This is a genomic window from Nocardioides terrigena (assembly GCF_003047265.1).
GTDB lineage: Bacteria > Actinomycetota > Actinomycetes > Propionibacteriales > Nocardioidaceae > Nocardioides > Nocardioides terrigena.
This window is the reverse complement of sequence record NZ_PZYY01000001.1, coordinates 523,342-538,543: the sequence shown is the minus strand read 5'-3', so window position 1 is coordinate 538,543 and position 15,202 is coordinate 523,342. Positions and strand designations below refer to the sequence as shown.

Sequence of the window (15,202 nt, the reverse complement as noted above, 5' to 3'; positions counted from 1 at the left end):
AGCACCCTATGCGCCGACACCGACACAGGCCGAAGCCACTCCACAGGACCGCCACCTGGTGACGGACGGTCCGGGAGGGGACGGGTCAGATGACCGCGCCGGAGTCGTCGAGCTCGCGGACGACCTTCTCCTTCTTGACCCGGCTCATCGGCGCCCGCTCCTGGAGGTAGGTCACCAGCGGCGTGGCGGTGAAGACCGAGGAGTAGGTGCCGACCACGAGGCCGATGAGCAGGGCGATCGCGAAGTCGCGCAGCGAGTCGCCGCCCAGCACGGCCAGCGCCACCAGGATGAACATGGTGCCGAGACCGGTGTTGATCGTGCGTGGCATCGTCTCGATCGCGGCCCGGTTGGCCATCTCGTTGAAGGAATCCTCCGGTCGGGACCCGTGCCAACGCTCGCGGATGCGGTCGAAGACCACCACGGTGTCGTTGACCGACAGACCGATGATGGTCATCGCGGCGGCCAGGAAGATGCCGTCGATCGGCTTCTCCAGCCACGCGAAGATCCCGACGACCAGGATCACGTCGTGGGCCATCGCGACCACGGCGGAGACGCCGAAGGTCCACTTGAAACGCACCGCGAGGTAGAGGAGCTGGGCAGCCAGGGCGATGCCGAAGGCGATGAGGGCCTTGTCGCGCAGCTCCTGGCCGAGGGACGCACCGATCGTCTGGTCGTCCTCCTTGGTGACGTCGCCTCCGATCTCCCGGAGGGCGTCCTCGATCCGCTGCTCCTCCTCGTTGGAGATCACCCCGGTGCGCACGGTGAAGTCGGCGGTGTCGGCGCCCTGCACTACGGCCTCGGTGAAGCCGGCGTCGGCGATCGCCGCGCGGGCCTCGTCGACCGTGACCTCCTCCGAGACCGAGTAGTCGAGCTGGCGACCCCCGGAGAACTCGACACCGAGGTTGAGGCCCTGGGTGACGATGCCCGAGACGGCCAGCACGAGCGCGGCCCCGGAGATCCCGAGCCACATCTTGCGCTTGCCCATGATGTCGAAGTCGGAGCGGTCGAGCCACGCGCGGACCCGGCCGATGTTGCCGAGGCCGCTGACGGCCGGGTGACGCTCGACGGCCTTGTTGGAGACGCTCAGCTCGGAGAGCACCCGGGCGATGACGAGCGCGGAGATCATCGACGCGATGACACCGATCGACAGCGTCACGCCGAAGCCCTTGATCGGCCCGGAGCCGAGGATGAAGAGCAGGGCGGCCGCGAGCAGGGTCGTGACGTTGGAGTCGATGATCGCGCTCCACGCCTTGTTGAAGCCCACCGCGAGGGCACGCCGGAGCCCGGCCGACGGGTAGGCGGCGTACTCCTCCCGCGCGCGCTCGAAGACGAGCACGTTGGCGTCGATCGCCATGCCGATGGCGAGCACGAAGCCCGCGAGGCCGGGCAGGGTCAGGGTGGACCCGAGGGCGAGCAGCATGGCGTAGGCGATGAGGGCGTACGACGCCAGCGCGATCGTCGCCATCGCGCCGACGAGGCGGTAGACCACGATGATGAAGATGCCGGTGAGGATCAGGCCGATGATGCCGGCCTCGATCGAGGCGTCGATGGCCTCCGCACCCAGGGTCGGCCCCACGAGGCGGTCGGAGATCAGCTCGAGCTCGAGGGGCAGTGCGCCGCCCTCGATGAGGGCCGACAGGTCGCTGGCCGTGGCCAGCGTGAAGTCGCCGGTGATGTCGGTGCTGCCGGTGATGTTGGCGCCACACTGCACCTGCACCTCGGGGCTGGAGATGACCTCGCCGTCGAGGACGATGGCGATCCGGCGCTGGTCGCCGGTCGCGCACGCGGCGTCGCCGGAGAGCTTGCCGAAGGCGTCCGAGCCGGCGCCGCTGAAGTCGACCGCGACGGCGTAGCCGACGCTGTTCTCCCGCTGCACCGCCTCGGCGCCGGTGATCTCGTCGCCCTGGAGGGCGGTGGGGCCGATCTCGAGGAACTGGCCGTCCTCGGCCGGGAGGACCTCGTTGCCCTCCTCGCTGGGCTCGGCGTCCGGGCCGTTGGCCACCGCCACGACCGGGTGCACGCTCAGCTGGGCGGTCTGGCCGATCCGCTCCTCGGCCTCCTGCGCCTCGTCGTCGTTGGTGACGCCGGGCAGCTCGACCAGGATCCGGTTGTCGCCCTGGCGGACCAGGGTCGACTCCGCGACGCCGAGGGCGTCCACGCGGCCGCGCAGCACCTCGACGGTCTTGTCGACGTTGGCGGCCGTGGCCTCGGTCGTCTCGGTGTCGTTGGCCTCGAAGACGAACTGCGCGCCACCGCGCAGGTCGAGGCCCAGGTTGGGCTTGACGCCCAGCGCGATCGCGGCACACCCCGCCAGGAGACCGAGGACGAGGAGGAAGCGAAGAACGGCACCGCGTGACATGCGCGACATCCTCTCCCACGACTGGTGAACGCCGTCAATCGCCTCTCCGATCGCGGCGTGACGCGAGTGGCTCACGAGACGGGCCGGGGTCATCCGTGCCGCACGCGCGAAGATGGTTGACTCGTCGTATGCGTAGGGAGGCGGACCGCCGGCCATCGACCAGGCCGACTTCGCGGCCCCCATCGGCACCGACCATCCCCACCGCACGGGGTGCCGGCGAGCTCCTCCGGCTGCTGCGCGAGCACGAGGGACTGACCCGCAGCGAGCTCATCGAGCACACCGGGTGGTCGCGCTCCACGCTCGGCGCCCGCCTCGACTCGCTGACGGCGGCCGGCCTCGTGCAGAGCTCCGGGGTCGGTGCGTCCACCGGCGGGCGGCCCGCCACGCGGCTCTCCTTCCACCCCGGGGCGTACGTCGTCCTGGCCGCCGACTTCGGCGCCACGCACGTCACCGTGGCCCTCACCGACCTCGCCGGCACGGTCATCGCCGAGACCACCAGCGAGCTGCACATCGCCGACGGCCCCGAGCCGGCGCTCGGCTGGCTGGTCGACGCCGCTCGGCAGCTCATGGACGGGGCCGGCGCCACCACCGCCCAGCTGGCCGGCATCGGGATCGGCCTGCCCGGCCCGGTCGAGCACACCACCGGCGTGCCGATCAAGCCGCCGATCATGCCCGGCTGGGACGGCTTCAAGGTCGCCTCCTGGGTCGAGGAGCGCCTCGGCGCCCCGGTCTACGTCGACAACGACGTCAACCTGATGGCCCTCGGCGAGCACGCGAGCGCCTACCCCGGCGTCGACCACTTCGTCTTCGTCAAGGTCGCCACCGGCATCGGCGCCGGCCTGATCAGCGGCCGTCGGCTGCACCGCGGGGCCGTCGGCTCCGCCGGCGACCTCGGGCACGTCCGGGCGCCGCACGCGCCCGACGTACCGTGCGAGTGCGGCAACACCGGCTGCCTGGAGGCCGTGGCCAGCGGCCGCGCGATCGCCGCTGCCCTCTTTCCCGACCGCCCGCGCGAGGACATCGGCACCCGCGAGGTGCTCGAGCTGCTCGAGCGCAACGACACCCGGGCCACCGCCGCCGTGCGCCGTGCCGGGCGCGACATCGGCGAGGTGCTCGCCACGGTCGTCAACCTGCTCAACCCGTCGGTCATCGTCGTCGGCGGCAGCCTCGCCGCCGGCGCCCCGAGCCTGATGGCCGGGATCCGCGAGGTGGTCTTCGCCCGCAGCCTGCCGCTGGCCACCAGCCACCTGGACCTGGTGCCGTCGCGGGTGGGCTCACGGGCCGCCATCACCGGGGCGGCGGTCACCGTGATCGAGGAGTTCCTCCAGCCCGACAGCGTCGACGCGCGGCTGGCCACCCTCGACGTGACCGCCTAGCCGACGGCGTAGGCCTCGAGCTCGCCGGCGAGGTCGGCGTTGGCGCGGCCGCTGACGAGCGAGCCGTCACCGGTGTGCTCCAGCGAGGAGATCTCGCCCTCCTGGTGCAGCCGGTTGATCAGGTCGCCGCGCTCGTAGGGAAGCAGCACGGAGAACTCGACGGTCGGGCGCGGCAGGTCGGCCTCGAGCGCCGTGATGGCGTCCTCGATACCCTCCCCGGTCCGGGCCGACACGACGACGCTGTGCGGCTCCCGGGCGCGCAGCCGGGCCAGCACGAGCGGGTCGGCGGCGTCGGCCTTGTTGATGACCACGAGCTCGGGGACCTTGTCGGCGTGGATCTCGGCGAAGACCCCCCGCACCGCGGCCAGCTGGCCCTCGGGGTCGGGGTGGGAGCCGTCCACGACGTGCAGGATCAGGTCGGACTCGGCGACCTCCTCCAGCGTCGAGCGGAAGGCCTCGACGAGCTGGTGGGGCAGGTGCCGCACGAAGCCGACGGTGTCGGACATCGTGTAGATGCGCCCGTCGCGGGTCGTCGTACGCCGGGTGGTCGGGTCGAGGGTCGCGAACAGCGAGTCCTCGACCAGCACGCCGGCGTCGGTGAGCCGGTTGAGCAGCGAGGACTTGCCGGCGTTGGTGTAGCCGGCGATCGAGACGCTCGGGATGTGGTTGCGCGAGCGCTCCTGGCGCATCGTCTCGCGGGTGCCCTTGAGGTCCTTGAGCTCACGGCGCAGCTTGGCGATCTTGGTGTTGATCCGGCGCCGGTCGGTCTCGATCTTGGTCTCACCGGGACCACGACCGCCGATGCCGCCGCCGTCCGCACCGACCCGCCCACCGGCCTGGCGGGACAGGTTGCCGCCCCAGCCGCGCAGACGCTGCTTCATGTACTGCAGCTGCGCGAGCTCGACCTGGGCCTGGCCCTCCTTGGACTTCGCGTGCTGGGCGAAGATGTCGAGGATCAGCCCGGTGCGGTCGATGGCCTTGACCTTGAGCTTGTCCTCGAGGTTGCGCAGCTGGCTGGGGGCCAGGTCGCCGTCGAGGATCACAGTGTCGGCGCCGGTGGCCTGCACGATCTCGCGCAGCCCGTCGACCTTGCCGCGCCCGATGTACGTCGCGGGGTCGGGCTTGGTGCGGCGCTGGTAGATCGCGTCGAGCACCTCGGAGCCGGCGGTCTCGGCGAGCAGGGCGAGCTCGGCCATGGAGTTCTCGGCGTCGGTCACGGTGCCCTCGGTCCACACCCCGACGAGCACGACGCGCTCGAGGCGCAGCTGGCGGTACTCGACCTCGGTGATGTCCTCGAGCTCGGTGCGCAGTCCCGCGACCCGGCGCAGCGCGTGGCGGGCGGCGAGGTCCTGCTCACCGGTGGTGAGGTCCTCGTCGAGCTCCTCCGGGTCCGGGCCGTCGGCCGACACGAGGTCGACGTCGGAATCGCCGTCCGCGTCGACCTCCTGGTCGGCGTAGCCGCTCTCCCAGTCGGATCCACCGTCGGGGTCGGCGTCCCAGGCGCGGGTCGCGTCGAGCTCGGCGTCGAGGCTGAAGTCAGGTGCGTTCGTCATATGCCGTCAAGAGTAGGCCGACGCTCCTGATACCGCGAGGCGATTAGGAGCCCCCGCCCACCAGCGCGGTCAGGGCCGGCTCGGCCACCTCGCGGGGCAGGTGCCCGAGCATGACGAGCTCGGCCATCCCGTGCACGGTCGCCCACAGGGCCGCGGCCAGCGCGGCCGGGTCACGCCCCACGAAACCCGGGACCTGCACGAGGGCCGCCACCTCGCGGGAGAGCAGCTCCTCGTTGCGCGTGATCAGCGGCGCCATGTCGGCCGCCGGGTCGCCGGGCGGGCAGTACTCCGGGTCGAAGACCAGCGCGAACGACTGCGGGTGGTCGGCCGCGTAGCCGACGTACGCCGCACCGAGGGCGCGGACGCGGTCGACCGGTCCGGCGGCCGCTTCCACGGCCGCCTCCTGCGCCTCGAGCAGCTCGCGCATCGCTCGGACGCCGAGCGCGTGCAGCAGGGCCGCCCGGTCCCCGAAGTGGTGGTAGGGGGCGTTGTGGCTGACGCCCGCCCGCCGGGCCACCTCGCGCAGGCTGATGCGCGCCGCCGGCTGGGTCTCCAGCAGCGACAGCGCGGCGTCCTCCAGCGCGGACTGGAGATTGCCGTGGTGGTAGGCCGAACTGGATCTTGACACGAGCAACATGGTACCGGACAGTGGACACTGTCCAGATTGTTGACGCTGTCCAGATCAGGAGATCACCATGACCCGCATCCTCGTCATCGACGGCCACCCCGACCCCGACTCCCTCACCGCCGCCCTCGCCCGGGCGTACGTCGAGGGGGCGGGCGACGGCGCCGTCCTGCTGTCCCTGCGCGACCTCGCGATCGACCCCGACCTCCACCGCGGCTACCGTGCCGGCCAGGAGGTGGAGCCCGACCTCGCCCGCGCCCGCGAGCTCCTCGAGTGGAGCGAGCACGTCACCGTGCTGACCCCGGTCTGGTGGGGCTCGGTGCCGGCGCTCCTCAAGGGCTTCCTCGACCGCGCCCTGGTCATCGGCTGGGCCTTCCGCTACCGCGACGACGGCCGTCCCGAGGGCCTGCTCGCCGGTCGCACCGGGCGCGTGGTGGTGACCTCGGACTCCCCGCGGTGGTACCTGCCCCTCGTCGGGGACACCACCGTCAAGCAGCTGAAGGGCCGGACCCTGGAGTTCTGCGGGATCACGCCCGTCCGGGTCACGCGCTTCACCGACGTGCGCAACGCGGCCGACGACCGCCGCGCGCAGTGGGTCGACCGGACCCGGCGGCTCGGCGCCGCCGACGCGGGGGTGGAGAGCCGCCCGCGCACCCCCGCCGCCTGACCCGTCCCCCCGGGAGGGTGCACCCGCGCACCCCCTCCTCAGGGGTGAGGTGGAACAACTCTCTGCGGTCCTGTCAAATCCGGAACACCTGTCCACCCGAATGACCTTCGACACACCAGCCGGGCGGGAGCCCGGCGGCCGCCGGGCCCGACCCGGGCTCCGACGGCTTCTGACCTCGCACACGGTGCGACATCCAGATGGAGGAACGAATGTTCGGCAAGACAGTAGTGCGCGACATGATCAGCAGGAGTGCCGAGAACGAGGCGGACCGCCGCCTCTTCCTCAAGTCCGCGGGCGTCGCCGGCCTCGGCGTCGTCGGAGCCGGTGCCCTCGGCGCCGGTGCCGCCGCTCCCGCGCAGGCCGCCGGGATCAGTGACGGCGCGGTGCTCAACTTCGCCCTCAACCTGGAGTACCTCGAGGCCGAGTTCTACTCGTACGCCGCGTTCGGCGAGGGCCTCCCGGACAAGCTCACCTCGGGCAAGGGCAAGAAGGGCGGCGTGAAGGGCGGCCGCCAGGTCTCCTTCAAGACCCCGGCCGTCCGTCGCTACGCCGAGGAGATCGCCGGCGACGAGCTCGCCCACGTGAAGTTCCTGCGCACCGCGCTGGGCTCGGCCAAGGTGTCCCGCCCGGCCATCGACATCCAGGGCAGCTTCACCGCGGCCGCCACGGCTGCCGGGCTGATCCAGCCCGGTCAGACCTTCGACCCGTACGCCAACGAGGACAACTTCCTCCTCGCGGCGTACATCTTCGAGGACGTCGGCGTGACGGCGTACAAGGGCGCCGCGCCGCTCATCAAGAACAAGACGTACCTCGAGGCGGCGGCCGGGATCCTGGCCGTGGAGGCCTACCACGCGGGCATCGTCCGCTCGGCGCTCTACGGCAAGGGCCTCAACAAGGCCGCCAAGGCCATCTCGGACGCCCGGGACAGCCTCGACGGCAAGACCTGGCTCGACCAGGGCATCGGCTACTCGGGGGCGGCCAACCTGGTGCCGACCGACAAGAACGGCGTCGCCTTCAGCCGGTCCGCCGGCCAGGTGCTCAACGTCGTCTACCTCAACCCCAAGTCGGTGACCAAGGGCGGCTTCTTCCCGCGTGGCGTCAACGGCGCGATCAACCGCAGCGCGTGATCGCCGTGGCCGTCACCGACGCACTGGGCGTGCTCGTGCTGGGCCTCGTGGCCCTGCGCACGCTCTGGGTGCTCGTGCACCCGGCCGCCCACGTCGCGAGCCAGCGACCGGGGCACTGGTCGCGTGAGGCCGACCGGGTCCTGCTCCGTCTCGACGGACGCACCCGGACCTGACCGGTCGCGGCCCGGGTGAGCGGGAGGCGACTCCCGTCCGACCTCACCCGGGCCGCGGCCCCCACCGAAGGAGCACCACCGTGTTCGGAATCGGACTGGCCGAGCTGGCCGTCATCGCCTTCTTCGGGGTGCTGGTCCTCGGCCCCGACAAGATCCCCGGCCTGGCCAGCCAGGCCGCCCAGGCGCTCAAGGCCGCCAAGCGGCTGTCCGACGGCGTGCGCGACGACCTGCGCAGCGGCCTCGGCGAGGACTACCAGGACCTCGAGCTGCGCGACCTCCACCCGCGCGAGCTCGTCCGGCGACAGCTCAGCGAGGCGATGGCGAGCGAGCAGGCCGACACCACGACCGACCCCGTCGACGACACCGCCGACGAGTACGACGAGGACTACGACGGCCCACGACACCGAGCCGCGACACCTCTCCACGAAGGGAAGACGGCATGAACTCCACACTGACCACACAGCTCATCGGCGGGCTGGGGGGCACCGAGATGCTCATCATCCTGGCCGTCGTCGTGCTCCTGTTCGGAGCCTCCAAGCTCCCCGAGCTCGCCCGCGGCAGCGGCCAGGCGCTGCGCATCTTCAAGGCCGAGACCAAGGGCCTCACCGACAGCGACCCCGCGCCGGTCACCGACCCGGTCGCGGCCCACGTCGACCCGGCCCCCGCACCCTCCGCTGCACCGTCCGCCGCACCTTCCACGGCGCCGTCCTCCGTGGCGGGCGACCCGACCGCCCCGCGCGGCTGAGCGGGCCGACCATGGCGATCGCGACCGTCGTCGACCTGGTCCAGGGGTCCCCGCGCCGGCCCGTCTCGGCGACGGGACGGATGGCGCTGGCCGACCACCTGCGGGAGCTGCGGGCCCGGATGATCCGGTCCGCCCTGTTCCTGGTGGTGACGTTCGCGGTCGCCCTCTACTTCTTCGACCCGCTGCTCGACCTGGCGCTCGCGCCGTACAACCAGGCACGTGGCCTCGTCGGCGCCGACACCCAGACGACGGCGTACGTCGCGGGCGCCACCGGACCGCTGCTGCTGCACCTCAAGCTGTGCGGCGTCGCGGCCGTGATGGCGTCGAGCCCCTACTGGCTCTACCAGGTGTGGGCGTTCGTGGTGCCGGGCCTGCTGCCGCGGGAGCGACGGTGGTCACGGGTCTTCGCCGCGATCGCCGGCCCGCTCTTCATCGGCGGCGTCGTCCTGGGCTACTACGTCCTCCCCAAGGGCCTCGAGGTGCTGATCGGCTTCACGCCCGACGGGCTCGAGAACCTCGTGGAGTTCGGCGACTACTTCTCGTTCCTGAGCCGGATGCTGCTGGTCTTCGGGCTGGCCGTGGAGCTGCCGTTCTTCCTCGTGCTGCTCAACCTCGCCGGTGTCGTCACCGGCGCCCAGCTGGGCCGGCACCGGTCGCTGATCTTCCTCGGCACGGTCGTCTTCGCGGCTATCGCGACGCCGTCCACCGACCCGTTCTCGATGCTGATGCTGGCCGCGCCGATGGTCGTCCTCTTCGGCCTGGCCGAGGTGGTCGCCCGGCTGATCGACCGCACCCGGGCCCGCCGGGCCGCCGCTCGTCCCGGTGCCCGGGCCGACGACCCCGCCGCAGACGCCACCGGGGACCCGACCGACGACCTCGTCGACGCCTGAGGAGACGAACCCCCGTGTTCCAGACGAAGCCCTTCGCCGCCCCGCCCCGCCGTCGCACCCCGGGCGACACCGACGTGATCGCGCCGCAGTCGCGCCCCGGACGCCTGTGGCCGCTGATGGGTCCCGCGTTCGTGACGGCCGTGGCGTACGTCGACCCGGGCAACTTCGCCACCAACATCACCGCCGGCTCGACCTACGGCTACCTGCTCGTGTGGGTGATCGTGGTGAGCAACGTGATGGCGATGCTCATCCAGTACCTCTCCGCCAAGGCGGGCGTCGCCACCGGCATGAGCCTCCCGGCCCTGTGCCGGGCGCACCTCCCGCGTCCGGTGGTGCGTGGGTTGTGGGCGCAGGCGGAGCTGGTCGCGATCGCGACCGACCTCGCCGAGGTCGTCGGCGGCGCCCTGGCGCTCAAGCTGCTCTTCGACCTGCCGCTGCTGGTCGGCGGCACGATCACCGCCGTGGTGGCCTTCGCGCTGCTCGGCCTCAAGCGCACCACCCACCGGCACTTCGAGTTCGTCATCACCGGGCTGCTCGGCGTCATCCTGGTCGGCTTCGTGTACGACGTCGCGATCAGCGGGGTCGACCAGATGGCCGTGCTGGACGGCACGCTGCCCCGCTTCGCCGGAGCCGACAGCATCCTGATCGCCGCCGGCATGCTCGGCGCCACCGTGATGCCGCACGCCATCTACCTGCACGGCGGGCTCACGGCCGAGCGCTACCGCCCGCGCTCCGAGGACGAGCGCCGGTCGGTGATGCGCAGCCAGCGGATCGACGTGGTCACCGCGATGACCATCGCCGGCTTCATGAACCTCTCGCTCCTGCTCGTCGCCGCCGCGGCGCTGTCCGGCCAGGGCATCGACACGATCGAGGGCGCGCACGCCGGGCTCGGCGACTCGCTCGGCCAGGCGTCCGCGCTGCTCTTCGCGATCGGGCTGCTGGCCTCGGGCTTCGCGTCCAGCAGCGTCGGCACCCTCTCCGGCCAGATCGTGATGGAGGGCTTCCTGCGGCGCCGGATCCCGGTGACCCTCCGCCGGCTGGTCACCCTGCTGCCCGCCCTCGCGGTGATCGCCCTCGGCGTCGACCCGACCACGGCGCTCGTCGGGTCGCAGGTCGTGCTGTCGTTCGGCATCCCGTTCGCCCTGGTGCCGCTCATCTGGTTCACCCGGCGCAGCGACGTGATGGGGTCGCTGGTGAACCGCCGGGTGACGACGGTGGCCGGCGCCCTCGTGGCCGCGGTGATCATCGCCCTCAACGTCGTGCTGCTCGCCCAGCTGGTGTGACGCCCGCCTAGCGTCGGCGCACCCGCACGACCCTCGTCCGGTCGGCGGCGCACTCGGCCACGCCGAGGACGTAGGTCCGCTGGACCGAGGCGTAGTACTTCCCGGGCTGCCGGGGCAGCCGGACCGCGTAGCGGCCGGTCGGGGACGACCTGACCACGGCCAGGCGCCGGTCCTTGCCCGGTCGCTTGTGCCAGAGCGCCACCGCCTGGTCGCGCCGGCAGGAGCGGAGGTCGGAGGAGAGCCGACCGGTCAGCCGACCGGTCGCCTTGCGCACGGTGAGCGACGCGGTGCGCGCGGCTCCCGGGCAGCCGGTGGTGGTCGAGGCGGGGAGGCCGGCGCAGCCGTCGTCCCGGTCGGGCACCGCGTCGCCGTCGTCGTCGAGGTCGCAGTCGTTGCCGGTCCCGTCGCCGTCGGAGTCGACCTGGGCGGGGTTGGCCAGGGTCGGGCAGTTGTCCCCCACGACGACACCGTCACCGTCGCGGTCGCCGTCGCAGGCGTCACCGGTCGCGTCGGCGTCGAGGTCGGCCTGGTCGGGGTTGGCCACCCCGCGGCAGTTGTCGCCGTGGTCCTCGACGCTGTCGCCGTCCGCGTCGCACGAGGACCGCGTCACCGTGATCGACCACGCCGTGAGCCGACCCGCCACCTGGGTGGCGTGGTTGTCGACCACGAGCCGCCAGGTCCGCTGGATGCTGAGGCCGTCGTGCAGGGTGAGCGACTGGGCCGGGAGGTAGCGACCGGCCGGCGAGCCGTCGGCGTACGGCGCGGCGGCCTCGTCGTCGAAGGTCAGCGCTCCGGGCTGCGCCCCGGGACGGTCTCCCGCGGCCTGCAGGACGTTGGTCGCGCCCTCGCTCGCGCCCAGCGCGACGGTGAGCTTGCCGCCGCGCTCGTGATTGATCGTGTACGAGACGTCCACGTCCTCCACGGCGGCGGCGTCCTCCACCACGAGCGGCACCCGGGTCCGCTGGATCTCCCCTGCCGCCGGCGCCGGCGGGAGCTCGACGGCACCCCCGTCGTAGGTGTGGGTCACGACGCACGGCACCACGGTCGCGGCGCTGGCCGGACTCGCGGTGGTGGTGGTCGGCGCGGCAGCGAGGGCGCCCGCCAGCAGGGTCAGCAGAGCGGCACGGATCCCGAGAGTCATCGCAGTCATGGCGCGCACAGGGTAAGCACGACCGGTCGCGCTGTGCACCCGACCGGCAGAAGTCAGGCGCGGTGCCGGCCCGCGCCCACGGACTCGCGGGCGTCCAGGAACCCGAGGTCGACGAACTCCTCGCACAGTGCGCGCACGTCGTACGGCGTGTCCGTGGGGCCGAAGGCCAGCACCGGGATGCCGCAGGCGTTGAGCCGCTGGAGCAGCGGGTGGCCCGACGCCAGGTCACCGACGAGGACGAGCACGTCGACGGCGGAGTCCCGGGCCAGGTCGACGGCGTCGATGGTCATCGCGACCATCGATCGCTGGTCGTGCTCGGTCGGGAAGTGGTGGACCGGCTGGATCGCGTGATGGCGCAGCTGCGGCATCCACTCCTGGGAACCCATCGGGCTCCAGTCGCCGTAGGCACGCGACACGCTCACGGTGCCCTCGTCGACCAGCGCGTCGAACAACCCGTCCAGGGACTCCGGCAGGGTGGTGTGCGCGTCGATGAGCACGCCCATCCGCCGTGACGGCGTGGACCGGGGCAGCTCCTTGCGGCGGCGGGGCAGCGCGGCGCGCGGGTCGTCCGGCGCGGTGTCGACCGCGTCGTCCGACGACTCGGGGCCGGTCCTCTCCTCGGCGGTCGGCAGCTGGATCACGTCGCCGTCCGGGCCGCCGCTCGCCCGCAGGTCGGTCCGGGTCGCCATCCACTGGCGCACGAGGGCGGAGAGCTCGAGGCTCCTGGGCTCGGCGTCGGGCTCGGGCTCGGGCTCGGCGTCGGGCTCAGCCTTGGCCTTGGCGGGGGCCTCGGCTTCGTCGACCGATGCCTCCTCGACCGCCGTGGGATGCACGGGGTACGCGTCCGGGTCGTCCCCGGCGGGCACGGGAGTCTCCGCGCTGACCCTGGGCATCGGGACGTCTGCCTGCGAGACGTCCTCTGCCCGCGGCGCGAGTGCCGCGTCGGCCGCGCCGGCGGCCTGGGCTGCCTCGGCAGCGCGCAGCGAGGAGTGGATCAGCTCGCTGAGCGAGACCTCGCCACCCTCGTCCGCACCGTCGCGCGATGCGGGCTCGCCGGTCCGGCCGTCCCGCGCCTTGGACGCGTTCTGGGCATTGTGCTGGAACCACCGCGATCCGTACGCCATGTCTGGTTCACCATCCCCCCGGAGGCAACTTGTTGTCGCCCCGACAGTGCACCCGTCACGAAGGGCTGTCCGTGGACCTGTCCAGATGTTGACGGTTTGTGGGTGATCTGTCTGGACCAGCGGCCCTCGGTGCTGCCACTCGAGGACCACCCGTCCCACTGGTCACTTGGGTGGCATCCGGATGCCGCCGTCGACGCGGATCGTCTCACCGTTCATGTACGAGTTGGTGAGGCACTCGACGACCATGCTGGCCAGCTCCTCGGCGCGCCCGAGGCGCTTGGGGAAGAGCACCGACTCGCCGAGCTTGGCCTTGAAGGCCTCCGGCTCGGGGAACGCGTCGTAGATCGGGGTGTCGACCAGGCCGGGCGCGACCGTGTTGAGGCGGATGCCCGACGCGGCGAGGTCACGGGCCACGGGCAGGGTCATCCCGACCACGCCGCCCTTGGACGCGGAGTACGACGCCTGGCCGATCTGGCCGTCGAACGCCGCCACGGACGCGAGGTTGACGATCGCCCCGCGCTGACCGTCCGCGTCGGCCTCGTTGCGCGACATCAGGGTCGCCGCCTGGCGTGTCATGTCGAAGGTGCCGATGAGGTTGATCTCCACGACCTTGCGGAAGGCGCCGAGGTCGTGCGCGGAGGCGAGCTCGCCGTCGCGGCCGATGGTGCGCTGGGCCCAGCCGATCCCGGCGGAGTTGACGCACGCGCGCAGCGGGGCGATCTCCGCGGCGGCCTCGACGGCCGCGGCGATCTGCTCGGTGTCGGTCACGTCGACGCGCGCGAAGACGCCCTTGATCTCCTCGGCGAGGGCCTCGCCCTTCTCCGCGTCGATGTCGGCGACCACGACGATCGCGCCGCGGGCGGCGAGGGCGCGGGCGACGGCGGCGCCGATGCCCGACGCTCCTCCGGTGACGATGGCGGAAGCTCCGGTGATGTCCATGCGCGCGAGCATATTCGGCGCTCCCCCCGGCCCGCGCGCGGCATCGGCCCGCCCGTCCCTGCGCGTGTGCGCAGCTCTCGGGTGTGGTCGGGGCCTCTTCCCTGCGCACGTGCGCAGCACTGGAGGTTGATCACACTCATTTCCCTGCTCACCTGCGCAGGAATGGAGGGTGAACCCACGCGTTTGCCTGCGCACCCGCGCAGGAATGGAGGTCGATCCCACCCGTTTCCCTGTGCAGGTGCGCAGGGAAGAGGACCAGCACGCCCGTCAGAGCTGCGCAGGTGCGCAGGGAAGAGGACCGGCACGCCCCTCAGAGCTGCGCAGGTGCGCAGGCAAATGGAGCAGCGCCCTCGCCAGAGCTGCGCAGGTGCGCAGGTGTCAGAGGTCGGTCTCGCCCTCCGCGACCAGCACCGCCGGCCCGGTCATGAGCACCCGGTCGTCCTCGGTCCACACGATGTCGAGGCGCCCACCCGGGACGTCGACGCGGTACGACGTGCCGCGCGGCGCGTCGTCGGCCAGCGCGGTCGCGACCATCACCGCGCACGCGCCGGTGCCGCAGGACCGGGTCTCGCCCGAGCCCCGCTCGTGGACGCGCATCGCGACGTGCCGCTCGCCGCGGCGTACGACGAACTCCACGTTGACGCCGTCGGGATAGACGGCGTGGTCGTAGCCGGGCTCGGTCAGCAGCGAGCCGGCCTGGGCCAGGTCGTCCACGAAGGCGACGGCGTGCGGGTTGCCCGTCGCGACGTGCCGGGCGGCGTGGCCGGTGCCGTCGACGGTGACGGTCGTGGCGTCGTACACCTGCGGGGTGCCCATGTCGGCGGTGAGCAGCCCGTCACCGGCATCGCCGACGACCTTGACGCCGTCGCGGGTGCCGATGGACACCGGGTAGGGCTCGCCCTCGTGGTCGTGGAGGTAGCGGGCGAAGACGCGCACGCCGTTGCCGCACATCTCGCTCGTCGAGCCGTCGGCGTTGCGGTAGTCCATGAACCACCCGTCGTCGCCGCGGACCGCGCGCAGCACCCCGTCGCCGCCGATGCCGGCGCGGCGGTCGCACAGCGCGCGGACCCGGGCGGGGTCGAGGTCACCGTGGACGGTGCCGTCTGCGTCGGGCAGGACGACGAAGTCGTTCTCGGTGCCGTGGCCCTTGAGGAAGCGGTAGCTCACTCCCCCAGTGTGGCAGGACGAACC

The 15,202-nt window shown here is 72.3% G+C and carries 15 protein-coding genes; 8 read left to right on the top strand and 7 right to left on the bottom strand.

Features of this window, described 5'->3' with window-relative positions:
• Window positions 1–85 precede the first annotated feature (85 nt).
• Window positions 86–2,359 carry a protein translocase subunit SecD gene (secD, locus tag DAE25_RS02530; protein WP_107764632.1) on the bottom strand — a complete coding sequence of 758 codons (2,274 nt, stop codon included), beginning with the start codon at window positions 2,357–2,359 and terminating at the stop codon, window positions 86–88.
• Between the two features lie 128 nt (window positions 2,360–2,487).
• Here secD and DAE25_RS02525 point away from each other — a divergent pair, with 128 nt between their 5' ends.
• Window positions 2,488–3,735 (top strand): ROK family transcriptional regulator, encoded by a 1,248-nt coding sequence (locus DAE25_RS02525; protein WP_107764631.1) that lies wholly within the window; start codon window positions 2,488–2,490, stop codon window positions 3,733–3,735.
• Here the strand turns inward: DAE25_RS02525 and hflX are convergent.
• Both hflX and DAE25_RS02515 read right to left on the bottom strand, forming a co-directional pair.
• On the bottom strand, window positions 3,732–5,288 hold the full coding sequence (gene hflX, locus DAE25_RS02520; protein WP_107764630.1) for a GTPase HflX: 1,557 nt from the start codon (window positions 5,286–5,288) through the stop codon (window positions 3,732–3,734). The two genes, DAE25_RS02525 and hflX, sit on opposite strands and share 4 nt — an antisense overlap.
• 43 nt (window positions 5,289–5,331) lie before the next feature.
• Window positions 5,332–5,916 (bottom strand): TetR/AcrR family transcriptional regulator, encoded by a 585-nt coding sequence (locus tag DAE25_RS02515; RefSeq protein ID WP_159083522.1) that lies wholly within the window; start codon window positions 5,914–5,916, stop codon window positions 5,332–5,334.
• Between the two features lie 67 nt (window positions 5,917–5,983).
• Here DAE25_RS02515 and DAE25_RS02510 point away from each other — a divergent pair, with 67 nt between their 5' ends.
• The 7 genes from DAE25_RS02510 (at window position 5,984) to DAE25_RS02485 (ending at window position 10,798) form a co-directional block, all read left to right on the top strand.
• Window positions 5,984–6,580 carry an NAD(P)H-dependent oxidoreductase gene (locus DAE25_RS02510; protein ID WP_107764628.1) on the top strand — a complete coding sequence of 199 codons (597 nt, stop codon included), beginning with the start codon at window positions 5,984–5,986 and terminating at the stop codon, window positions 6,578–6,580.
• Window positions 6,581–6,816: 236 nt separating this feature from the next.
• A complete protein-coding gene (locus DAE25_RS02505) occupies window positions 6,817–7,707 on the top strand; it encodes a ferritin-like domain-containing protein (protein WP_234410804.1) in 891 nt (296 codons plus the stop codon).
• Window positions 7,708–7,712: 5 nt separating this feature from the next.
• Window positions 7,713–7,880 carry a hypothetical protein gene (locus DAE25_RS22995; RefSeq protein ID WP_159083521.1) on the top strand — a complete coding sequence of 56 codons (168 nt, stop codon included), beginning with the start codon at window positions 7,713–7,715 and terminating at the stop codon, window positions 7,878–7,880.
• Between the two features lie 80 nt (window positions 7,881–7,960).
• Window positions 7,961–8,323 (top strand): sec-independent translocase, encoded by a 363-nt coding sequence (locus DAE25_RS02500; RefSeq protein ID WP_159083520.1) that lies wholly within the window; start codon window positions 7,961–7,963, stop codon window positions 8,321–8,323.
• A complete protein-coding gene (gene tatA, locus DAE25_RS24185) occupies window positions 8,320–8,625 on the top strand; it encodes a twin-arginine translocase TatA/TatE family subunit (protein ID WP_107764625.1) in 306 nt (101 codons plus the stop codon). Before DAE25_RS02500 ends, tatA begins: the two co-directional genes overlap by 4 nt.
• Window positions 8,626–8,636: 11 nt before the next feature.
• Window positions 8,637–9,515 (top strand): twin-arginine translocase subunit TatC, encoded by an 879-nt coding sequence (gene tatC, locus DAE25_RS02490; RefSeq protein WP_107764624.1) that lies wholly within the window; start codon window positions 8,637–8,639, stop codon window positions 9,513–9,515.
• A gap of 77 nt (window positions 9,516–9,592) precedes the next feature.
• Window positions 9,593–10,798 carry an Nramp family divalent metal transporter gene (locus DAE25_RS02485; RefSeq protein WP_456093761.1) on the top strand — a complete coding sequence of 402 codons (1,206 nt, stop codon included), beginning with the start codon at window positions 9,593–9,595 and terminating at the stop codon, window positions 10,796–10,798.
• A 7-nt stretch (window positions 10,799–10,805) separates the two neighbouring features.
• Here DAE25_RS02485 and DAE25_RS24245 read toward each other — a convergent pair whose 3' ends face one another.
• From DAE25_RS24245 to dapF, 4 genes are all read right to left on the bottom strand, one after another.
• Window positions 10,806–11,948, bottom strand: coding sequence for a thrombospondin type 3 repeat-containing protein (locus tag DAE25_RS24245; protein ID WP_107764623.1), 1,143 nt, complete (start codon window positions 11,946–11,948; stop codon window positions 10,806–10,808).
• Window positions 11,949–12,001: 53 nt separating this feature from the next.
• Window positions 12,002–13,072 carry an NYN domain-containing protein gene (locus tag DAE25_RS02475; protein ID WP_107764622.1) on the bottom strand — a complete coding sequence of 357 codons (1,071 nt, stop codon included), beginning with the start codon at window positions 13,070–13,072 and terminating at the stop codon, window positions 12,002–12,004.
• Window positions 13,073–13,234: 162 nt separating this feature from the next.
• Window positions 13,235–14,011 (bottom strand): SDR family NAD(P)-dependent oxidoreductase, encoded by a 777-nt coding sequence (locus DAE25_RS02470; protein WP_107764938.1) that lies wholly within the window; start codon window positions 14,009–14,011, stop codon window positions 13,235–13,237.
• A gap of 378 nt (window positions 14,012–14,389) precedes the next feature.
• Window positions 14,390–15,178: a diaminopimelate epimerase gene (gene dapF / locus DAE25_RS02465; RefSeq protein WP_107764621.1), complete on the bottom strand. Its 789-nt coding sequence runs from the start codon at window positions 15,176–15,178 to the stop codon at window positions 14,390–14,392.
• Window positions 15,179–15,202: the final 24 nt, after the last annotated feature.

Coding starts and splice junctions, on each gene's coding strand:
- DAE25_RS02525 (WP_107764631.1), top strand. CDS start 2,488: ATGCGTAGGGAGGCGGACCGCCGGCCATCGACCAGGCCGACTTCGCGG.
- DAE25_RS02470 (WP_107764938.1), bottom strand. CDS start 14,011: ATGGACATCACCGGAGCTTCCGCCATCGTCACCGGAGGAGCGTCGGGC.
- hflX (WP_107764630.1), bottom strand. CDS start 5,288: ATGACGAACGCACCTGACTTCAGCCTCGACGCCGAGCTCGACGCGACC.
- DAE25_RS02510 (WP_107764628.1), top strand. CDS start 5,984: ATGACCCGCATCCTCGTCATCGACGGCCACCCCGACCCCGACTCCCTC.
- DAE25_RS24245 (WP_107764623.1), bottom strand. CDS start 11,948: ATGACTGCGATGACTCTCGGGATCCGTGCCGCTCTGCTGACCCTGCTG.
- tatA (WP_107764625.1), top strand. CDS start 8,320: ATGAACTCCACACTGACCACACAGCTCATCGGCGGGCTGGGGGGCACC.
- DAE25_RS02505 (WP_234410804.1), top strand. CDS start 6,817: ATGATCAGCAGGAGTGCCGAGAACGAGGCGGACCGCCGCCTCTTCCTC.
- tatC (WP_107764624.1), top strand. CDS start 8,637: ATGGCGATCGCGACCGTCGTCGACCTGGTCCAGGGGTCCCCGCGCCGG.
- secD (WP_107764632.1), bottom strand. CDS start 2,359: ATGTCACGCGGTGCCGTTCTTCGCTTCCTCCTCGTCCTCGGTCTCCTG.
- DAE25_RS02475 (WP_107764622.1), bottom strand. CDS start 13,072: ATGGCGTACGGATCGCGGTGGTTCCAGCACAATGCCCAGAACGCGTCC.